The 18,999-nt window shown below is 63.1% G+C and carries 9 protein-coding genes; 6 read left to right on the top strand and 3 right to left on the bottom strand.

Going from position 1 to position 18,999, the window contains the following annotated elements:
- The first annotated feature begins 5 nt into the window (after positions 1–5).
- Together QTL96_RS29020 and QTL96_RS29015 are read left to right on the top strand one after the other, a co-directional pair.
- Positions 6–1,934, top strand: coding sequence for an autotransporter assembly complex family protein (locus tag QTL96_RS29020; protein ID WP_289730188.1), 1,929 nt, complete (start codon positions 6–8; stop codon positions 1,932–1,934).
- Between the two features lie 64 nt (positions 1,935–1,998).
- Complete coding sequence (locus tag QTL96_RS29015) at positions 1,999–8,109, top strand: translocation/assembly module TamB domain-containing protein (protein WP_289730187.1); 6,111 nt, start codon at positions 1,999–2,001, stop codon at positions 8,107–8,109.
- Between the two features lie 22 nt (positions 8,110–8,131).
- Here the strand turns inward: QTL96_RS29015 and QTL96_RS29010 are convergent, their stop codons facing one another.
- Both QTL96_RS29010 and QTL96_RS29005 read right to left on the bottom strand, forming a co-directional pair.
- A complete protein-coding gene (locus tag QTL96_RS29010; RefSeq protein WP_289730186.1) occupies positions 8,132–9,838 on the bottom strand; it encodes an adenylate/guanylate cyclase domain-containing protein in 1,707 nt (568 codons plus the stop codon).
- Positions 9,839–9,972: 134 nt separating this feature from the next.
- Positions 9,973–10,401, bottom strand: a complete 429-nt coding sequence (locus QTL96_RS29005) for an Lrp/AsnC family transcriptional regulator (RefSeq protein WP_047508503.1) — start codon at positions 10,399–10,401, stop codon at positions 9,973–9,975.
- 147 nt (positions 10,402–10,548) lie between these two features.
- On the opposite strand from QTL96_RS29005, the gene rocF reads away from it, so the two are divergent.
- From rocF to clpB, 4 genes are all read left to right on the top strand, one after another.
- Positions 10,549–11,484 (top strand): arginase, encoded by a 936-nt coding sequence (rocF, locus tag QTL96_RS29000; RefSeq protein ID WP_289730185.1) that lies wholly within the window; start codon positions 10,549–10,551, stop codon positions 11,482–11,484.
- A 34-nt stretch (positions 11,485–11,518) separates the two neighbouring features.
- A complete protein-coding gene (rocD, locus tag QTL96_RS28995; RefSeq protein WP_289730184.1) occupies positions 11,519–12,718 on the top strand; it encodes an ornithine--oxo-acid transaminase in 1,200 nt (399 codons plus the stop codon).
- 245 nt (positions 12,719–12,963) lie between these two features.
- Entirely contained in the window at positions 12,964–13,443 is a 480-nt protein-coding gene (locus QTL96_RS28990) for a chemotaxis protein CheW (RefSeq protein WP_047508497.1), read from the top strand.
- A gap of 291 nt (positions 13,444–13,734) precedes the next feature.
- Positions 13,735–16,332: an ATP-dependent chaperone ClpB gene (gene clpB / locus QTL96_RS28985; RefSeq protein WP_289730183.1), complete on the top strand. Its 2,598-nt coding sequence runs from the start codon at positions 13,735–13,737 to the stop codon at positions 16,330–16,332.
- A 271-nt stretch (positions 16,333–16,603) separates the two neighbouring features.
- On the opposite strand, the gene QTL96_RS28980 is transcribed toward clpB, so the two are convergent.
- Positions 16,604–18,544: a M23 family metallopeptidase gene (locus QTL96_RS28980; RefSeq protein WP_289730182.1), complete on the bottom strand. Its 1,941-nt coding sequence runs from the start codon at positions 18,542–18,544 to the stop codon at positions 16,604–16,606.
- Positions 18,545–18,999 lie beyond the last annotated feature (455 nt).

The raw sequence follows: 18,999 nt of genomic DNA, 5'->3' as shown, positions 1-18,999 counted from the left end.
GGCGGATGCAGATTAGACGGAAGGCACCGAAACCGGGTATTGCGTATCGGCGAGCAGGCATCGTGACAATGGTCGCGGTGGCGACTGCGTTGTCACCGGCACTCGTGTCGAATGCTTACGCCTTCAAGCTTTTCGGGATCAACTTCTTCGGCAAGGACGATACGGACGCCAATCAGGTGCCCGACCCCGTTCGCTATGAGGTGACGCTGACATCGGATGCCGATGATCCCGATCTCAAGGAGGCGCTTGAGAACAGCTCGCGCCTGGTCGGAGACAAGGAGCAGCCGGTTTCGGGTGATCTCGGTGTCGTCGTCAAGGCGCGCGACGATCGCGAACGGCTGATCGCGGCTCTCTATGAAAAGGCGCGCTATGGCGGGGTGGTGACCATCACCGTCGATGGGCGCAATATCGACGACCTGCCGCCGAACCCCACTTTCAATCGCTCGCGGCCGGTGCCCGTCAATGTCAGCGTTGCGGCCGGGCCGGTGTTTCATGTGCGTGAAGTGCAATTCGGCGGCGACGCGGCCAACCGCAATCCCGCCGATTACGATCTTGGGTCGGGCGCTTCGGCCGGATCGCTGACGATCATCAAGGCCGGCGACAAGATCGTCGAGCAGTTGAAGAGCGAGGGGCGGCCGCTGGCGAAGCTGACCACGCGCAAGGTGGTGGCCGATCACAAGACCGATACAGTCGACGTCGTGCTCGCCGCAGAGGGCGGGCCGGTCGCGCCGATCGGAACAGTGGGCGTCACCGGCGCCAAGGCCGTGCGGTCCGATTTCATCGAGCGCTATTCGCGTATCAACAAGGGCGATCGCTATTCTCCGGAAGCGCTGAAGAAGGCCGGAGAGCGGCTGCGGGCGCTTGGCGTGTTCTCAAGCGTTACCATTCATGAGGGCGACCAGCTGGCCGGCGACGGCAGCCTGCCGATGATCATCGAAGTGTCGGAGGGCAAGCAGCGCTATTTCGGCGTCGGCGCGCAGTATTCGACGATCGACGGTTTCGGCGTCAATGGCTACTGGGGCCATCGCAATCTGTTTGGAGGCGCGGAAGGGCTGCGCGTCGAGGGCGCGGTCGGGCGGCTCGGGGATGCGACGGCTCTGGGCGATCTCGATTTCTCGGCGGGCATCACCTTCACCAAGCCCGGCGCCTTCGTGCCGTCAGGCACGTTGATCGCCAGCATTCTCGCCAAGACCGAAAATCCCGATGCCTACAGCGCCAAGCTGGTGACGGCATCGCTCGGCTATTCCTACGAACTCAACGATACCGATACCTTTACCGGCGCCGGCGAAGTCAGCTGGGAAAAGGATGACGACGCGTTCGGGAACAATACCTACCTGACCTTCGCGGCGCCCCTCCAGTTCGATCGCGACGCGCGCGACAACAAGCTCGATCCGACGTCCGGCTACCGGCTGATGGGCAAGGTGACGCCGAGCTATGAGGCCTATAACGGCACGTTCTTCTCCGCTTTCGAGGGATCGGTTTCCGGTTATTACGGCCTCGGCGCCGAAGACCGGATCGTGCTGGCCGGCAAGCTTTCGGCCGGGTTCCTGCTTGGCGCCGACGATCTCGTGAATATTCCCGCCACCCGCCGCTTCTTTGCCGGCGGCGGTGGGTCGGTGCGCGGTTACGGCTACCAGGAGATTTCTCCCTATAACGCCGCCAACGAGGCGACCGGTGGGGCTTCCTTCATGACGGCGTCGTTCGAGACGCGCGTGAAGATCACCGACACGATCGGCATCGTGCCGTTTATCGATGTCGGGGTTGTCTCCGCCGATGTTGCGCCCGATTTTTCGGATATCAGGGCGGGTGCCGGTATCGGCCTGCGCTACGCCACCCCATTCGGGCCGATCCGGCTTGATTTCGCCGTTCCCCTCAACAAGTTCGAGGGTGGAACGGATTACGGCATTTACGCTGGCATCGGTCAGTCGTTCTAACGAGGTTCACAGGCTCGCAGCGAGATTGCGATAGCCGCGCAGAAAACGGGATAGCTCCGGGTCCATGCTTACGCTGACGAACATCTTCAAGTGGATTGCACGACTGCTCGGTTACGGAGCCGGCGTTCTCGTCATCCTGCTTGCCGTGGCCATCGGCATCTTCGGCTTCACCGGCTTCGGCGCCCGCATTCTGGTCGACAAGGTGACGTCGACTATCTCCAACCGCGACATGACCATTCGGGTGATGGACCCGCAGGGGCTGCTGACCGGCGGCCTTGGCGCCACCCGCATCGTGCTCTCGGATACGCGCGGAACGTTTGCCGATGTCGACGGCCTGTCGATCAACTGGAATCCTTTGGCGCTGTTCACCGGGCGCTTCCATGCGACGCGCCTGGAGGCAAATGCCATCCGTGTTCTGCGTAAGCCGGTCCGCACATTGCCGTCGCGGCCGGCCGCGGAAGGGGACGCAGGCGGTGGGTTCTCGCTGCCGATCAAGATCGATATCGATCAGATCTCGCTGCCGAAGATCAGCCTTTCGCAGCCGCTGATCGGGCGCGCCTTCACGCTGTCGGCCGATGGCAGCGTACGCGCCGATTCAAAGGGTGGCGATGCCAATATCACGGTTCACCGCCACGACGTGCCGGATGCGAAGCTGGCGGCCGATGTCGCGTTCCTGCCTGAAAACAGCCAGCTTACGGTCAAGGCCAAGCTCAACGAACCCAAGGGCGGGTTGCTCGCCGGCGTGCTTGCCTTGCCGAACAATCCGGCCGTAGAGATCAGCCTCAATGGCGATGGCCCGATCTCCGACTGGAAAGCCAAGTTGCAGGCCTCGCTCGATGGCCAGCAGCGCGCCGCGATCGAGGCGCATCACACGCTGACGCCGGACCAGGCTCTGCATCATGTCGAGATCAAGGGCGGCGGCGATCTGAGCTCGCTGATGCCGGCGGCGTTCCGGCCGCTCTTTGCCGGGCAGACGAACATCGATCTCGCGGCGAACTTCGACAATGCCGGCAAGATCGATATCCAGACCGGCAACGTGGCGACCGGCGCCGTCGTCATCGCCGCCTCCGGCACGCTGGACCCGAAGGGCAAGAACAGCCTGAACGCCAATCTGCTCGGGACATCCGGCCCTGTCGATTTCCGCTGGCCGCTGGCGGAAGGCGAAGCGCGGTTCATGATCACGGGCGTCAACCTGGCGCTGACGGGGGACGCCAAGGCGTCGCGGCTCAATGCCAGCGCGTCGCTCGATACCGCCGTGCTGCCGCAGGCGACGATCGGCAATGTGAAGCTGACCGCCAAGAGCGACAACTTCAATCTTAGCGGCAGCTCCGGCGCCGTGCAGATTCGCCTCGTCGCCGGCGACATGACCTTCGCCAATCCCGATATCAACCGGGCGGTTCAGGGGCCGGTGACGATCGTGCTGCCGCTGCAGATTTCGCCGGCGGCGATCGGCTTCAATGGCGCGACGATCGAAAGCGCCTCGGCGAATGCCAGCCTTAACGGTGCGTATCAGCTGACCGACAATTCGCTCACGGGTAATGCCAAGCTGACCGTCGAGCCGCCGGCCATGCCGCCGGCCGTCGCGGCGCGGTTCAAGACGCCTGTTACGATCGAGACACAGGTGGCGGGTACCATTCCCGACAAGATCAACCTGTCGAACCTCAGCATCAAGTCCGACCTCACGGTCGCGACGGGCAATATCGTCCTCGACGGAACGACGCTCGATGCGACGCTTGCCGGTCGCGTACCTGACATCAAGCCGCTGCTCGACACCGCCTCGGGCGCTGTGACCTACAGCCTGAAGGCCGGCGGCGATCTCTCCGCGCTGGCGCTTTCGGCCAATCTCAACGCTCCGGCGATCGACATGGCCGGGCGCGGGCTGAGCGATCTCGCTGTGGCATTGACCGCAACCGCCGATCCGAAGGCGCCCAAGGCGCAGGTGAAGGCGACCGGCAAGATCGATGGCCAGGCGATCGATATCAGCACCGACGTGTTGTCCGAGGGCGGGCAGACGACGCTGCCGTCGATCAAGGCCAATGTCGGCAACAACAGCCTGACGGGTCACGTCGCGCTGTCCGAGAGCTTCGCGCCGACAGGCGCGCTGACATTCGACCTGCCTGACCTCAGCCTGATTGCGGCGCTGGCCGGCCAGAAGGCGGAGGGCGATCTCAAGGGATCGGTCGACATTACAGACGATGCCGGCAAGATCGGCCTGAAGGTCGCGGCGACGGGCAGTGGCCTGAAGCAGGGCAACTTCGCGATCGTCAGCCCCAATGTCGATGTCACCGTCACCGATCTCTCGGCGTTTGCGGCAACGGGGGCGATCAAGGCCGACGAGGTCGCCTCCGGCACCAACAAGATCGACAGCCTGGCGGTGAACTTCACGCAGCTCGGGAACCGCACGAATTTCAGCCTCGACGGCTATTACGACAACCATCCGCTGGTGGCGGGCGGCGGTGTTGAAACCAATGCCGGCACGACGCTCGTTCAGCTCGATCGTTTCTCGGCCAAGCCGCACGATATTGCGGTGGATCTCGCCGCGCCATCGCAGCTGTCGATCACTGACGGTACGGTGACGCTCGATGGTCTCGAGATAAAGACCGGTGACGGCGCGATCAACGTGACCGGCTCGGCCGGCCAAGCGCTCGATATCAATGCCGTGGTCAAGCAATTGCCGGCAAGCCTTGCCAACAGCTTCGTGCCCGATCTCGATGCCGCGGGCGCGATCTCGGGCAAGGTCGCGGTGTCGGGTACGCCGGCAGCACCGGTGGCCGATTTCACGCTCGATTGGAAGAACGCCGCGACCAGCCAGACGAAGGGGGCCGGGCTTTCCGCGCTCGCGATCGGCGCGGATGGCAAGTTCGCGGACAACAAGCTCGATTTCAAAACGGATCTGAGCGGCAAGGGCGGCGTTTCGCTGAAGGCTGCCGGCAATTTCGTCACCGCAGGGCCGAATGCGCAGTCGCTGCAGGTCGATGCCGATATCGTCAACATTCCGGCCGGATTGGCCAATGCCTTCGTGCCCGGGCTGAACGCCGAAGGCTCCATTACCGGCAGCGTCACCGCTTCGGGCAAGCTGCCGGCGCCGGCGCTCGATTTCAAGCTGAACTGGAAGAATGCGGCCACCAGCCAGACCAAGGTCGCCAAGCTCTCCTCGCTCGGGCTGACGGCGAGCGGTAAGCTGGAAAACAATATCCTCAATTTCAATGCGAATGCCGGCGGCAGTGGCGGGTTTGCGATCAAGGCTGACGGCAGCTTCGTCGTCACCGGCAATGACGCGCAGACGCTGAAGGTGGATGGGACGCTTGCCAATATTCCAGCGGCGCTCGCCAACGCCTTCATGCCCGATCTGGCCGCGCAGGGCATGATATCGGGAAGCTTCGGCGCATCCGGCAAGCTGCCGATGCCGGCCGCGCAGTTCCGGCTGGATTGGAAGAACGCCTCGACCAGCCAGATCAAGGCGGCCGGCCTTTCGGGCGTCGGTGCTTCCGTGAACGGGACGTTCACGGACAATACGCTCACCTTCGACAGCAACGTCTCGGCCACCGGCGGCATGTCGGTTAAGGCGGCGGGCAATCTCAAGCTTCAAGATTCGGCGATCGGCGATCTCAAGGTCGATGCGACGTTGAGCGGAGTTCCGGCCGGCCTCGCCAACGGTTTCGTCGATGGCCTCGGCGCCAGCGGCACGATTTCCGGCACCGCTTCGGCAGCCGGCACGCTGCAGCAGCCGAAGGCCAGCTTCGATCTCGCTTGGGCCGATGTCGCGACCAGCCAGACGAAGGCGGCGAAGCTGCCGGCCATGGCGCTGGCGCTGAAGGGAATGTTGCAGGATAAGGCGCTCGATTTCACGACGAAGCTCGACGGTCAGGACGGTGCGGCGCTGGAGGCGGCGGGCAAGGTCGGGATCGAGGGGACCAAGCCGACGACGATCGAGGCGAATGCGACGCTCAACAACCTGCCGGCAGCGCTTGTCAGCAGCTTCGTGCCCGATCTCGATGCCGGCGGCATGATCTCGGGGACGGCCAAGGTTTCCGGCGCATTGCCGCTGCCATCCGTCGATTTCAAGCTCAACTGGGCGAATGCGACCACGCGGCAGACCAAGAGCGCCAACCTTTCGGCGCTCAGCCTCGACGCGACTGGCAAGTTCGCCGACAACAAGATGAATTTCGACGCCAATCTGGCCAGCAACAGCAAGACATTGCTGCAGGCGAAGGGGACGGCGGCGCTCGTTGGGGCCAATATCCAAGGGCTTTCCATTGATGCCGATATTACCGACCTGCCGGCGAGCCTCGCCAATGGTTTCGTGCCTGGCCTTGGCGCCGAGGGCACGATTTCGGGTCGAGCAAAGACATCGGGGACGCCCGCCAATCCCGTCATCGACTTCAACCTCGATTGGAAGAACGCGGCGACGACGCAGACGCGGGCCGCTGGCGTCGGCTCGCTGTCGGCCAATGCCAACGGCAAGCTCGCCGACAACAAGCTCGACTTCACCACCAATCTCACCGGTAACAACGTGGCGCTGAAGGCGGCGGGCAATTTCGTCGTCGCCGGCGCCAATGCGCAATCTCTTGCCGTGAAGGCCGACATATCGAACCTGCCGGCGGGCCTCGCTAACGCCTTCGTTCCGGGGCTGGCCGCAGAGGGCAATATCTCGGGCACGGTCGCTGCGTCAGGCAAGCTGCCGATGCCGGATGTCGATTTCAAGCTCGATTGGCGCAATGCCGCGACCAGCCAGACGCGCGGCGCCGGCGTCTCGCCGCTTGCGATCGGTGCGAACGGCAAGCTCGCTTCGAGCCGGCTCACCATCGACACGACGGTTACCGGCGATGCCGGCCTGTCGCTGCGGGGCGGCGGCAATCTCGCCATTTCAGGGAACCGGGCGCTCGACATGCGTTTCTCCGGCAACCTGCCGTTTGCCGTTCTCGGCGCGCAACTCGCGGCGCAAGGTTTTGTTGCGGAAGGTAACGCCAACTTCAATCTGCAGGTCGGCGGCACGGCCGCTGCACCCGTGATCAACGGAACGGTCGCCACCAGCGGCGCCAAGGTCATCGACGTCCGGCGCAATCTGGAGATCAACAGCCTGACGGCCGATATCCGCTTCGACGGGCAGCGCGCGGTGATCTCGCGCCTGACCGGGCAGCTTGCGAGCGGCGGCAACATCGCGGTGACCGGCGATGTCGGTATCCAGCCGGCGGCGAACTTCCCCGCGAATATCGATGTCAGGCTCAACAAGGCCGTCTATGTCGACGGAACGCTCGTCGTTGCCACGGTTGACGGCACGATCGGCCTGCGCGGACCGCTTCTTGCCAATCCGACGCTGAACGGCAAGCTCACGCTCGAAAAGGCCTCGATCACCGTTCCGGAGAAGCTGCCGACATCGCTGCGCGAGATCGACATCCGCCACAAGAACGCGCCGAAAGCCGTTCTCGCCCAGATGCGCGACACGACGCAGGAAGGCGCCAGGGGCAAGTCGAGCACGCTCAATCTCGATATCCAGGTCGATGCGCCCTCGCAGATCTTCGTGCGCGGACGCGGGATCGATGCTGAGCTCGGCGGCAGCGTGACCATTCGCGGCACGGCGTCCGTGCCTGTGGTTTCCGGCGGCTTCACCATGCGGCGCGGGCGTCTCACCATTCTCAACCGTCGTCTCGATTTCTCCGACAAGAGCCGGATCACCTTCGCCGGCGACCTGACGCCGGCGCTGCAGATGGCGGCGACCTCGACGTCAGGCACGACGACGCTTACCGTCGATGTGGCGGGGCTGGCGACCGATCCGGCCATCACCTTCTCTTCCTCGCCGGCGTTGCCGCAGGATGAAGTGCTGGCACAGCTGATCTTCGGGCAGTCGATGTCGAAGCTCTCGGCGATCCAGATCGCCCAGCTCGCCGATGCCGTCAGCCAGCTTGCGGGCGGTCGCTCGACCTCGCTGTTCCAGGGATTGCGCAACCAGCTGGGCGTCGACGATTTCGATATCAGCACCGATGCCAACGGCCAGACCAATGTCGGTGTCGGCCGCTATCTCAACGAACGCACCTATATCGAGCTGCAGCAGAACACCAAGGACGGCGCCAAGGCGATCATCAACCTCGATGTCGGGCGCGGCGTGAAGCTGCGCGGGGCGGCCGGTGCCAATGGCGCCGGCGAGGCGGGCGTGGTGTACGAGAAGGAATATTGAGGGTGGGGCGTGGGCCCCGCTTTCACCTCTCCGGCAGGCCGGCTTTCCGGAAGCCATCGGCGAAGTGGTCTCCCACATCTGTGTCGCGGAGCGGCTGGGAGTTGAGCCAATGGTCGATCGTGAAATGGGGATGGGCGATCAGGAACAATTCTGCTTCCCGGTGCGCTTCCTCGTCGTCGCCCAACTGCGCAAGCGTCGCGGCCAGGAATTTGCGTGAGTTTGTACGATAGGTCTCCTCCCTGCGCAGGGTAACCTTCGCTGCCTGATAATCGTGTGCGGCGTACTGCGCCTGCCCGAGATGACAAAGGTACCAGCAGGCTGGATAGGGATTGAGCCGCAGTGCTTTTTCGATCTGCGCCAGGCCGGCGGCAACCTTGCCATCAAGCACGGACATATCCGACATGGCGGCCCAGGTGTCGGCGTGGTTGGGGTCCAACTCCAGGGCCTTGGTGAAGGCTCCCTCCGATTCTTCCCATCGCCGCTCATAGGCCATGATGGTCCCCAGAATGTATCGGCAGCCTGCGTCGTTGGGATCCAGGTCGACCGCTTTCTGCGCCAACGTCACTGCCATCGCCCGGTTTGGATCTTCGGGCTCGCCGAAATGAGTCCAGGCAAGCCAACGGTTATATGCGAGCAGACCGAGGGCCTCGGCATATGACGGTTCAAGTTGAACGGCGCGCTGGAGCAGCATATGTGCCTCACGTTCAGTCTGAGGTGACTCTTCCGTCAGGAGGCGGGCGCGGACACACAGGTCGTATGCCTCGACGTTCTTCGGGCGATTGCGTTGCGCCGGGGCGGTCAGGCGGCCAACGAGGGCTTCGACGATCTTGGCGTTGACTTCGTCCTGCAGCTCGAAAACATCTTCCACCGTCCTGTCAAACCGGTCGGCCCACAGGTGCTTGCCGCCAAGCGCGTCGAACAATTGCGCATTGATGCGGACACGCCCCATCGCGCGTCTGGCGCTCCCCTCGAGGACGTAGCGGACGCCGAGTTCCTGGGCGACCAGCCGTACGTCGACCGCTTTGCCCTTGTAAACGTAGACGGAATTGCGCGCTATGACGAACAGGCCAGCCGTACGGGACAGGTCGGTGATCAAGTCTTCGGTCAAGCCGTCGACAAAATGCGTGTCCGCTTCATCCCCGCTCATATTGGTGAACGGCAAGACGGCGATCGACGGCCCTTCGGGCAACTGCAATATGCTCTGCAGCGCATCCGGCCAATGCCACACATGGACCGGGCGGGTCAGGTTCTTCAGGTAGCGCTCGCCGGCATCGAAGAACCGCTCGTTGATCTTGCCGACGATTTCGCCGTGGACGCCGGCTGAAATGCAGATGCCTCCCGATGCGGCTTGCGTCTGAAGGCGCGCAGCGACGTTTACGCCGTCGCCGAGGATGTCCGAGCCGTCGCCAATGACATCTCCGACATTGACGCCGACGCGCAAAAGCAGGCGTCGGTCTCCCGGGGGCTCGGTGGCAGTGGTGGCCCGTTGTATTTCCAGCGCTGCCTTGACCGCATCCAATGCGCTAGCGAATTCGATTAGGAAGCCGTCGCCCACGATCTTGAAGATTCGACCGTTGTGGAACGTCACGGCGGGCTCGATAACGCCGGAACGGAGCACCCGGAGGTTCTCCACCGTCGCGACTTCATCAGCCTCCATCAGGCGAGAATATCCCACCACATCGGCAACGACGATGGCGGCAAGACGCCGCTGAAGAGATGGATCTGTCATCTGAGGACAAGCCTAACGACTGAACTCGCAGGGTATTGTTCGCCCTTGGGTGAGTCAACAAGTCGTCAGAGGTTCAATGGTCACCATCGGCCTCCAGCGCACGAAATAGGTGCCACCTCTCCGCGCTTTCCCCTTTAAAAGCTGGTCTTCCTCGTCTTCAGCAATATGTTTGTCTCAGTCGTGTTGATGCCGTCGATCAGTCTTATGCGGCGCAGGGTTTCGTCGAAGGAGACGAGGTCGCGGTCTTCGAGTTCGGCGATGAAGTCCCATTTGCCGTTGGTGCTGTGGAGCGCGCGCACCTGCGGCAGGCCGCGCAGCTGGTCGGCGACCTTGTCGGCGAGTTTGCCGAGTACTTCGATCATGACGATGGCGCGCACGCCGGCGGCGCGGGTCTCGTGGCCGGTGCGGATGGTGAAGGCAGCGATGGTGCCGTTGGCGACCAATCTGTCGATGCGCGCGGCGACGGTGGCGCGTGAGGCGCCGGTCATGGCGGCAAGCGAGGAGACGGGGGTGCGGGCATTGTGGCGCAGGGCGCTCAGAAGTTCCTGATCGAGGTCGTCCATGGTCTTACTTTGCAGGAGAGGGGGTTTCACTTTGTATGGTCGGACTTGGCAAACTGTCAAATCATGCTGTGAAACTGGCACTTTTTCATCTTTTTGTCGCCGTGGCGATGTCAGATATCCAACCGAAGCAGTGAGCAGGAGAACAAGATGCAGGCACAGTCGCGATCGGTCACCCTTATCGGTGCGCCTTTGGAAGAGGGCTCCGGCCGCAGGGGGGCCGCGATGGGCCCGACGGCGCTTCGTATCGCCGGCGTCGACCGCGCGCTTGTCGACCTCGGCCATGATGTCGCTGACGCCGGAGACGTGCAGATCGTGCCGGCCCGCGACCTGCCGAACAATCCGAAGGCGCACAATCTGCGCACCGTCGGCGCCTTCACGCGGGCGCTTGACGCCGGCGTTTTCGAGATCGCCGATGCCGGCCGTTTCCCGATCATTCTCGGCGGCGACCACAGCCTGTCGATGGGCACGGTATCGGGCATGGCGCGCTATGCCGCCAAGCAGAAGCGACCGCTTTTCGTGCTCTGGCTCGATGCGCATTCGGATTTCAACACGCCGGAGACATCGCCTTCGGGCAATATTCACGGCATGCCCGTCGCCTATTATTGCGGCCAGGCCGATCTCTCCGACATCCTGCCGCGCGACCGGCCGCTGGTCGATCCGAAGAATGTCTTCCAGGTCGGGATACGCTCGGTCGACGCTCCGGAGCGCGAGCTGATCAAGGAACACGGCGTCAACGTCTTCGACATGCGCTCGATCGACGAGCAGGGGGTCGCGGCGATCATGCGCGACATTCTCTCCAAGGTCGAAGCGGCGAACGCGCTGTTTCATGTCAGCCTCGATGTCGATTTCCTCGATCCTGACGTCGCGCCCGGCGTCGGCACGACGGTGCCCGGTGGAGCGACCTTCCGCGAGGCGCATCTGATCATGGAGATGCTCTGCGACAGCGGGCTCGTCTCCTCTCTCGATCTGGTCGAGCTCAACCCGTTTCTCGATGATCGCGGCAAGAGCGCCCGCGTTCTCGTCGAGCTGACGGCAAGCCTGTTCGGCCGCCGCATCTTCGACCGCCCGACCCGCGCCGCATAAGAAACCCGTGCCGCATAACAAAAAGGGGACGACCATGAGCAGTTCAGCCAGATTGATCGATACGGAGCAGCGCCTCGGCGCCCATAACTACAAGCCGCTCGACGTCGTCCTGACGCGCGGCGAGGGGGTGTACGTCTGGGATACGGATGGCAAGCGCTATCTCGATTGCCTGTCCGCCTATTCGGCCGTCAACCAGGGGCATTGCCACCCGAAGATTCTTTCGGCCTTGGTCGAGCAGGCTGGCAAGCTGACGCTGACCTCCCGCGCCTTCCGCAACGACCAGCTGGCGCATCTCTACGAGGAGCTCGCGGCGCTGACAGGATCGCACAAGATACTGCCGATGAATTCCGGCGCCGAGGCGGTCGAGACCGCGATCAAGGCCGTGCGCAAATGGGGATACGAGGTAAAGGGCGTGCCCGAGGGCAAGGCCGAGATCATCGTCTGCTCCGATAACTTCCATGGCCGGACGCTGAGCATCATCAGTTTCTCCACCGATCCGGATGCGCGCTCAGGCTTCGGCCCCTATACGCCGGGCTTCCGCACCGTTCCCTTCGGTGACGCGGAGGCGTTCGCGGCGGCGATCAACGAGAACACGGTGGCGGCGCTGATCGAGCCGATCCAGGGCGAGGCGGGCGTCATCATTCCGCAGCCGGGCTATTTCAGAAAAGTGCGCCAGCTCTGCACCGACAACAAGGTCACGCTCATCCTCGACGAGATCCAGACCGGGCTCGGGCGCACCGGCAAGCTGCTGGCCGAAGAGCATGAGGGTATCGAGGCCGACGTGACGCTGATCGGCAAGGCGCTGTCGGGCGGCTTCTATCCTGTTTCCGCCGTGCTTTCGAACTCCGAGGTGCTGGGCGTCTTGAAGCCCGGCCAGCACGGCTCGACCTTCGGCGGCAATCCGCTTGCCTGCGCCGTGGCGCGCGCGGCGCTGAAGGTGCTGACGGAAGAGGACATGATCGGCAATGCCGAGCGGATGGGGAATTACTTCCTCGAGGGGCTGCGCTCGATCCGCTCGAACATCGTGAAAGAGGTGCGCGGTCGCGGGCTGATGATGGCGGTCGAGCTGGTGCCGGAAGCCGGCGGCGCGCGGCAATATTGCTACGCGCTCAAGGACCTCGGCCTTCTCGCCAAGGACACCCACGAAAACACCATCCGCCTGGCGCCACCGCTTGTCATCACCAAGGACCAGGTCGATTGGGCGGTGGAGCAGATCGAGAAGACCATCGTCTGAGGCTTGGCCGCGTTGAACGAGTCCGTGATCCGTTCAACGCATCCCTCCGCTGCACTCCCCCACTCACCGGGCGAAAAATCCTGCCGGTCGGTTTAGATTTGGGAAACACTCTTTCTTTACAGTCCTCAGTAACCGTAACGGTACTCTTCATATTCAGAGAACTGGCGGCTTGAAGGCAAAGTGCATCGACGCCAATGGTGGCGTGGTTGCTTCTGCCCTGGCTTTCGACAGTTGGGACATTTTTAATGACGACGATCAATTCTCCGAGCTTCAGTGGCGACACGCTTGAGATCATTGCCTTCCGCCTGCACGACCAGGAATTCTGCGTGAAGACGACGACCATCCGCGAAATCCGCGGCTGGGCGCCTTCGACGCCGATCCCGCATTCGCCGGCCGACGTCATCGGCGTCATGAACCTGCGCGGCTCTGTCATTCCGATCATCGATCTCGCCTTCAAGCTCGGCATGAAGAGCACCGTCGCCAATGAGCGCAGCGCCATCGTCGTCGCCGAAGTGCACAACATGGTCATCGGCATGCTGGTTGATCGCGTCTCCGACATCCTGACGATTTCGGCCGATCAGGTGCAGCCGGTTCCCGAGGTTACCGCATCCTTCGACCGCGCCTTCTGCGAAGGCATCATCGCGTCCGAAAACGGCATGATCTGCTTCCTGAACCTCGCCAAGATGTTCAAGGAAAACGAGACGGACGATCTGGTCGCCGCATAAGCGCCATTCGATACAATTCGATCCCGCCCCGCCCGAGCAGCCCTCCGGCGGGGCGATCTCGTTTTCGGCCCCTCGGTGGCCGTCCGCGCGCCGGCTGCGGCTTGCTCGCAGGCGTGGTTTTTTGGGCGCGCCACCTCTTTAAACTTTCGCGGCTTCCCACCATATCCTGAGCAAGTTCTTCGCCTCGGTTTCGGCCGCCGGCGAAGAGGCATGGCTCGCCTCTTGAGGGAGCTCAATCTCAGTCATCGGCCTGTGCCTTATGAGGGCAGGGCGATTTAAGGAGGTCTATTGATGAATATTGAAAAATACTCCGAGCGGGTGCGCGGTTTCATCCAGTCGGCGCAGACTTATGCGCTGGCCCAGGGTCACCAGCAGTTCTCGCCCGAGCATGTGCTGAAAGTGCTGCTCGACGACGACCAGGGCGTGGCCGCGTCTCTCATCGAGCGCGCCGGCGGCGACGCCAAGGCCGCCCGCCTTGCCAATGATGCCGCCCTTGCCAAGCTGCCGAAAGTCTCCGGCGGCAATGGCCAGATTTATCTTGCCGCACCGCTCGCCAAGGTTCTCTCGACCGCCGAGGAGGCATCGAAGAAGGCCGGCGACAGCTTCGTCACGGTCGAGCGTCTTCTGCAGGCGTTGGCGATGGAATCGTCCACCGCGATCACGCTGAAGAATGCCGGCGTGACGGCGGTGACGCTGAACCAGGTCATCAACGAAATCCGCAAGGGTCGCACGGCCGACAGCGCCAATGCCGAACAGGGCTTTGACGCGCTGAAGAAATTCGCCCGCGATCTGACGGCGGAAGCCCGCGATGGCCGGCTCGATCCCGTGATCGGCCGCGACGACGAAATCCGCCGCACCATCCAGGTGCTCTCGCGCCGTACCAAGAACAACCCCGTTCTCATCGGTGAGCCCGGCGTCGGCAAGACGGCGATCGCCGAAGGCCTGGCGTTGCGTATCGTCAATGGCGACGTGCCGGAATCGCTGAAAGACAAGAAGCTGATGGCGCTCGACATGGGCGCTCTGATTGCCGGCGCGAAATATCGCGGCGAGTTTGAAGAGCGGCTGAAGAGCGTGCTCAACGAGGTGCAGGCCGAAAACGGCGAGATCATCCTGTTCATCGACGAGATGCATACGCTCGTCGGTGCCGGCAAGGGTGACGGCGCGATGGATGCCTCGAACATCCTGAAGCCGGCGCTTGCGCGCGGCGAACTGCATTGCGTCGGCGCGACCACGCTCGACGAGTACCGCAAGCATGTCGAGAAAGACCCGGCGCTCGCCCGTCGTTTCCAGCCGATCGTCGTCGAAGAGCCGACGGTCGAGGATACGATCTCGATCCTGCGCGGCCTGAAAGAGAAGTACGAGCAGCACCACAAAGTCCGCATCTCGGATTCGTCACTTGTGGCGGCAGCTACGCTGTCGAACCGCTACATCACCGACCGCTTTTTGCCCGATAAAGCGATCGACCTGATGGACGAGGCGGCTGCGCGGCTGCGCATGCAGGTCGATTCCAAGCCGGAAGAGCTCGACGAACTCGATCGCCGCATCATGCAGCTGAAGATCGAGCGAGAAGCGCTGAAGAAGGAAACCGACGTTGCCTCGGCCGACCGGCTTGTCCGGCTGGAGACCGAGCTCACCGATCTGGAAGAAAGTGCCGATGCGCTGACGGCCCGCTGGCAGGCGGAAAAGCAGAAGCTCGGCCTTGCCGCTGATCTGAAGAAGGAACTCGACGATGCGCGCAACGATCTGGCAATCGCCCAGCGCAAGGGCGAGTTCCAGCGCGCCGGTGAGCTGACCTACGGCGTCATTCCGGAGCTTGAAAAGAAGCTGTCGGAAGCAGAAGCGCAGGACAATGATCGCAGCGCCATGGTGCAGGAGGTCGTGACCCCCGACAACATCGCGCATGTCGTCTCCCGCTGGACCGGCATTCCGGTCGAGAAGATGCTGGAAGGCGACCGCGAGAAGCTGCTGCGCATGGAAGATGAGCTGGCGAAGTCTGTCATCGGCCAGGGTGACGCGGTTCAGGCCGTGTCGCGGGCGGTGCGCCGTGCGCGCGCCGGGCTGCAGGATCCGAACCGGCCGCTCGGCTCGTTCATCTTCCTCGGCCCGACCGGCGTCGGCAAGACTGAGCTGACCAAGGCATTGGCCCGCTTCCTCTTCGACGACGAGACGGCGATGGTGCGCATGGATATGTCGGAATACATGGAGAAGCACTCCGTGGCCCGGCTGATCGGCGCCCCTCCCGGCTATGTCGGCTATGAGGAAGGCGGTTCGCTGACGGAAGCGGTGCGTCGCCGGCCCTATCAAGTCGTGCTGTTCGACGAGATCGAAAAGGCGCATCCTGATGTCTTCAACGTGCTCTTGCAGGTGCTCGACGACGGCCGTTTGACCGATGGCCAGGGCCGCACCGTCGACTTCCGCAACACGATGATCATCATGACGTCGAACCTGGGCGCCGAATATCTGACGCAGCTGAAGGACGGCGACGACAGCGATCTGGTGCGCGAGCAGGTGATGGAGATGGTGCGCGGCCACTTCCGGCCGGAGTTCCTGAACCGCATCGACGAGATCATCCTCTTCCACCGCCTGAAGCGGGACGAGATGGGCGCGATCGTCGACATCCAGCTGCAGCGTCTGGTCAAGCTCTTGGCCGAGCGCAAGATCACGATCGAGCTCGACGACGAGGCCACGCATTGGCTCGCCAACAAGGGCTACGATCCTGTCTACGGCGCGCGACCGCTGAAGCGGGTGATCCAGAAGTACGTCCAAGATCCGCTCGCCGAGCAGATCCTCGGCGGACAGGTGCCGGATGGTTCGACGGTGAAGATCACCGGCGGGACGGATCGGCTGCTGTTCCGCACTAGGAGTGCCGGTGCTAGCGAAGCGGCGTAAGCGGACTGGCGGGTGAGATTGGAAACGGCGGCTTCGGCCGCCGTTTTTCGTTTTGTCGGCGAAATCGCAAGCAGGAAGACCCCTCCCCAACCCCTCCCCACAAGGGGGAGGGGCTTGCTGGGCGCGATCTCGCCACTCGAATAGAAACCTCTCAACAGCCGCTGGCGGTAGGATCGGGCAGGCGAATGCCACGGGTTAGCCCCTCCCCCTTGTGGGGAGGGGTTGGGGAGGGGTCTTTAGAGACAACTGTCTGGAAGGTAGAGGCGAAGGCCTACTTGCTCGCCACCTGCGGCGGCGGCTGGTTGCCCAACAGCGTATCGATCCGCTTGCGCTCGTCTTCGAACTTGGCGAGCGCCGGACCGGCGAGCGACTTGCCGCCGGGAAGGCGAACACGCAACGGGTCGACCTTGGTGCCGTTGACGATCATCTCGTAATGCAGATGCGGGCCGGTGGATTCACCCGTTGTGCCGACCCAGCCGATCACCTGGCCCTGGCGCACCTTGGCGCCCGGGACGACGCCCTTGGCGATCGCGCTTTGGTGATTGTAGGAGGATTCGTAGCCATTGGCATGGCGCACGATCGTCTGGTTGCCGTAGCCGCCGCTATCCCAGCCGGCCTTTTCCACCGTGCCGTTGCCGACGGCGATGATCGCCGTGCCGCGCGGGGCGGCCCAATCGACGCCGGTGTGCATGCGGGCAAAGCCCAGGATCGGGTGGCGGCGCATGCCGAAGCCGGAGCGGAAGATGCCGTTCGGAACAGGGTTGCGCAGCAGGAACTGGCGAATGCTCTTGCCGTCCTGGTCGAAGTAATCGATCGAACCGTCTTCGGGATCCTGGAAACGGTAGAAACGCGTCTGGGTATCGCCGAAGCGGGCGTTGACATAGAGCAGCTCGGACTGATCCGTCGCCTGGCCGCTGGCATCGGCCACCGAGAAGAAGGCCTCGAGCGTGTCGGTCGGGCGCAACTCGGCCTGGAAGTCGACGCTGCTGGCCAAAAGCTTGATGATCAGCGCTGTCATGTCCTTGGTCATGCCATAGGAGAGGGCGGCGCGATAAATGCCGTCATAGACGCGCGGCAGATTCTGGTTCGATGGCGCGGTCATGGCGCTGTCGTCGAAGGCCGTGGCGATCGCATCGAGCTTCGGCGGCTCGCTGCCGGCGACATAGTGGTCCGTGTCGTCGAGCGCGACCGTGACGATATGGCGGGAGCCGCGATAGACACTGGCGCGGATGATCTTCGCTTGCTCACCCTTCTGCAGGATGCCGATGCGCAGCACGTCACCCTTCGACAGGTTCTCCGAGCCGAACAACGGCGACAGATAGGTGGAAAGACCCTTCGCCTGCGGCTCCGGATAGCCCGAATCCATCATGGCCTTGACGATCGGCGTGTCCTGGCGAACCGGCACGATATCGTCGGCGAATTCCTCCGTCTGCGGGGTGATGGATTCCGGCGCCGACACCGTCATGTTCTGTTCGAGCACGCGGGCGGTCAGACCCGATGCCAGGTCGACGTCGTTGTCGTCTGTCGAAAAGCGCTGCGGGTCGACATAATAGAGGGCGGCGACCTGAGAGGCGCCATCTGTGAGCACCGAGCCGTTGGAGCGGACGTTCTCCTCGATCTCGTCGAGCGACATGCCGGCGGCGATCTTCAGGTTGGAAGCCGATGCCGGATAGGCCTCGGTCTTCAGGCTGACTTCGGATTCGACGTCGGAGCCGTAGATCTGGCCGGTGCGCACGCCCGGCTGCGGTTCCGGCTCGTCGGCCGAGAAGATCGAGAGCGGGTTGAAGGCCGGGTAGTCCTCGGTGGCGACGTGATTGGCGGCAAGCGTCATCTTCACACGCGCGAAGGGCTGGCGACGCACCACCTCCTTGTCGCCTTCATGAACGACTGTCGATACTTCCATGATCTTGCGATCGGACGGCTTGGCGGCGATGGCTGGCGCGATCAGGCGGCCACCACGGGTGACGTCGGCGTCGGGATTGGCGGTGCCGGCAATACTGGCATAGGCCTCGGCGGGGATTGCCAGCTGCTGGCGGCCGTCGAGGGCGGCAAACAGCGCCACGCCCATCAATACGCTCGAGGTGATACCGGTCAGGAAGGTGCCGGATAGCCAGCGCAGCGAAACTTCGCGGCGGTCGGGCGCACGTCTGCCATCGGCGAGAAGGGCTGGCTCGTTGCCGAACGAGCGGATCATCATCTTCTCAGTTACCATGGCAAAGGCGTCCGCATCCTTTCAGCTGATCGGGTCAACCAGGCCCAGGGGGCATTTGGGTGGCCGGAAAAGTGCATAGTTTACATATGGGAGTCAAATGAGCGGACCCGAATGGACCGGCCACGACGTTCACGCTGCCCTTGAGACCACCTGATTGTGAAAATGTGAGGGCAGACGGCCTCGTCTCATGCTTTTGCAGTCCTATATAGAGGTGGATGCTTGCCGCAAGCCTGCGCCAACAGGGTGTGTTTCCGGCACTCAAATGAGCCTTCTGGAAATTCCCTAGCTAATTCAGTCAGTTGCCAGAAACTGCGATTTTTTGAAAAAGGCCTGTTGACTTGTTCGGCTCTGGGGCCTTATAAGCCGCTTCACAGAACGAGGGCGGCGGCGCTGCTGGCGACGGTGACTTTCGCTCTGGATTTCTTATGAATTGGCTGCGATGCTGATTGGTCCCG

The organism is Rhizobium sp. S163, from assembly GCF_030380805.1.
Taxonomy (GTDB): Bacteria; Pseudomonadota; Alphaproteobacteria; order Rhizobiales; family Rhizobiaceae; genus Rhizobium.
This window is presented reverse-complemented; position numbering and strand designations above follow the sequence as displayed.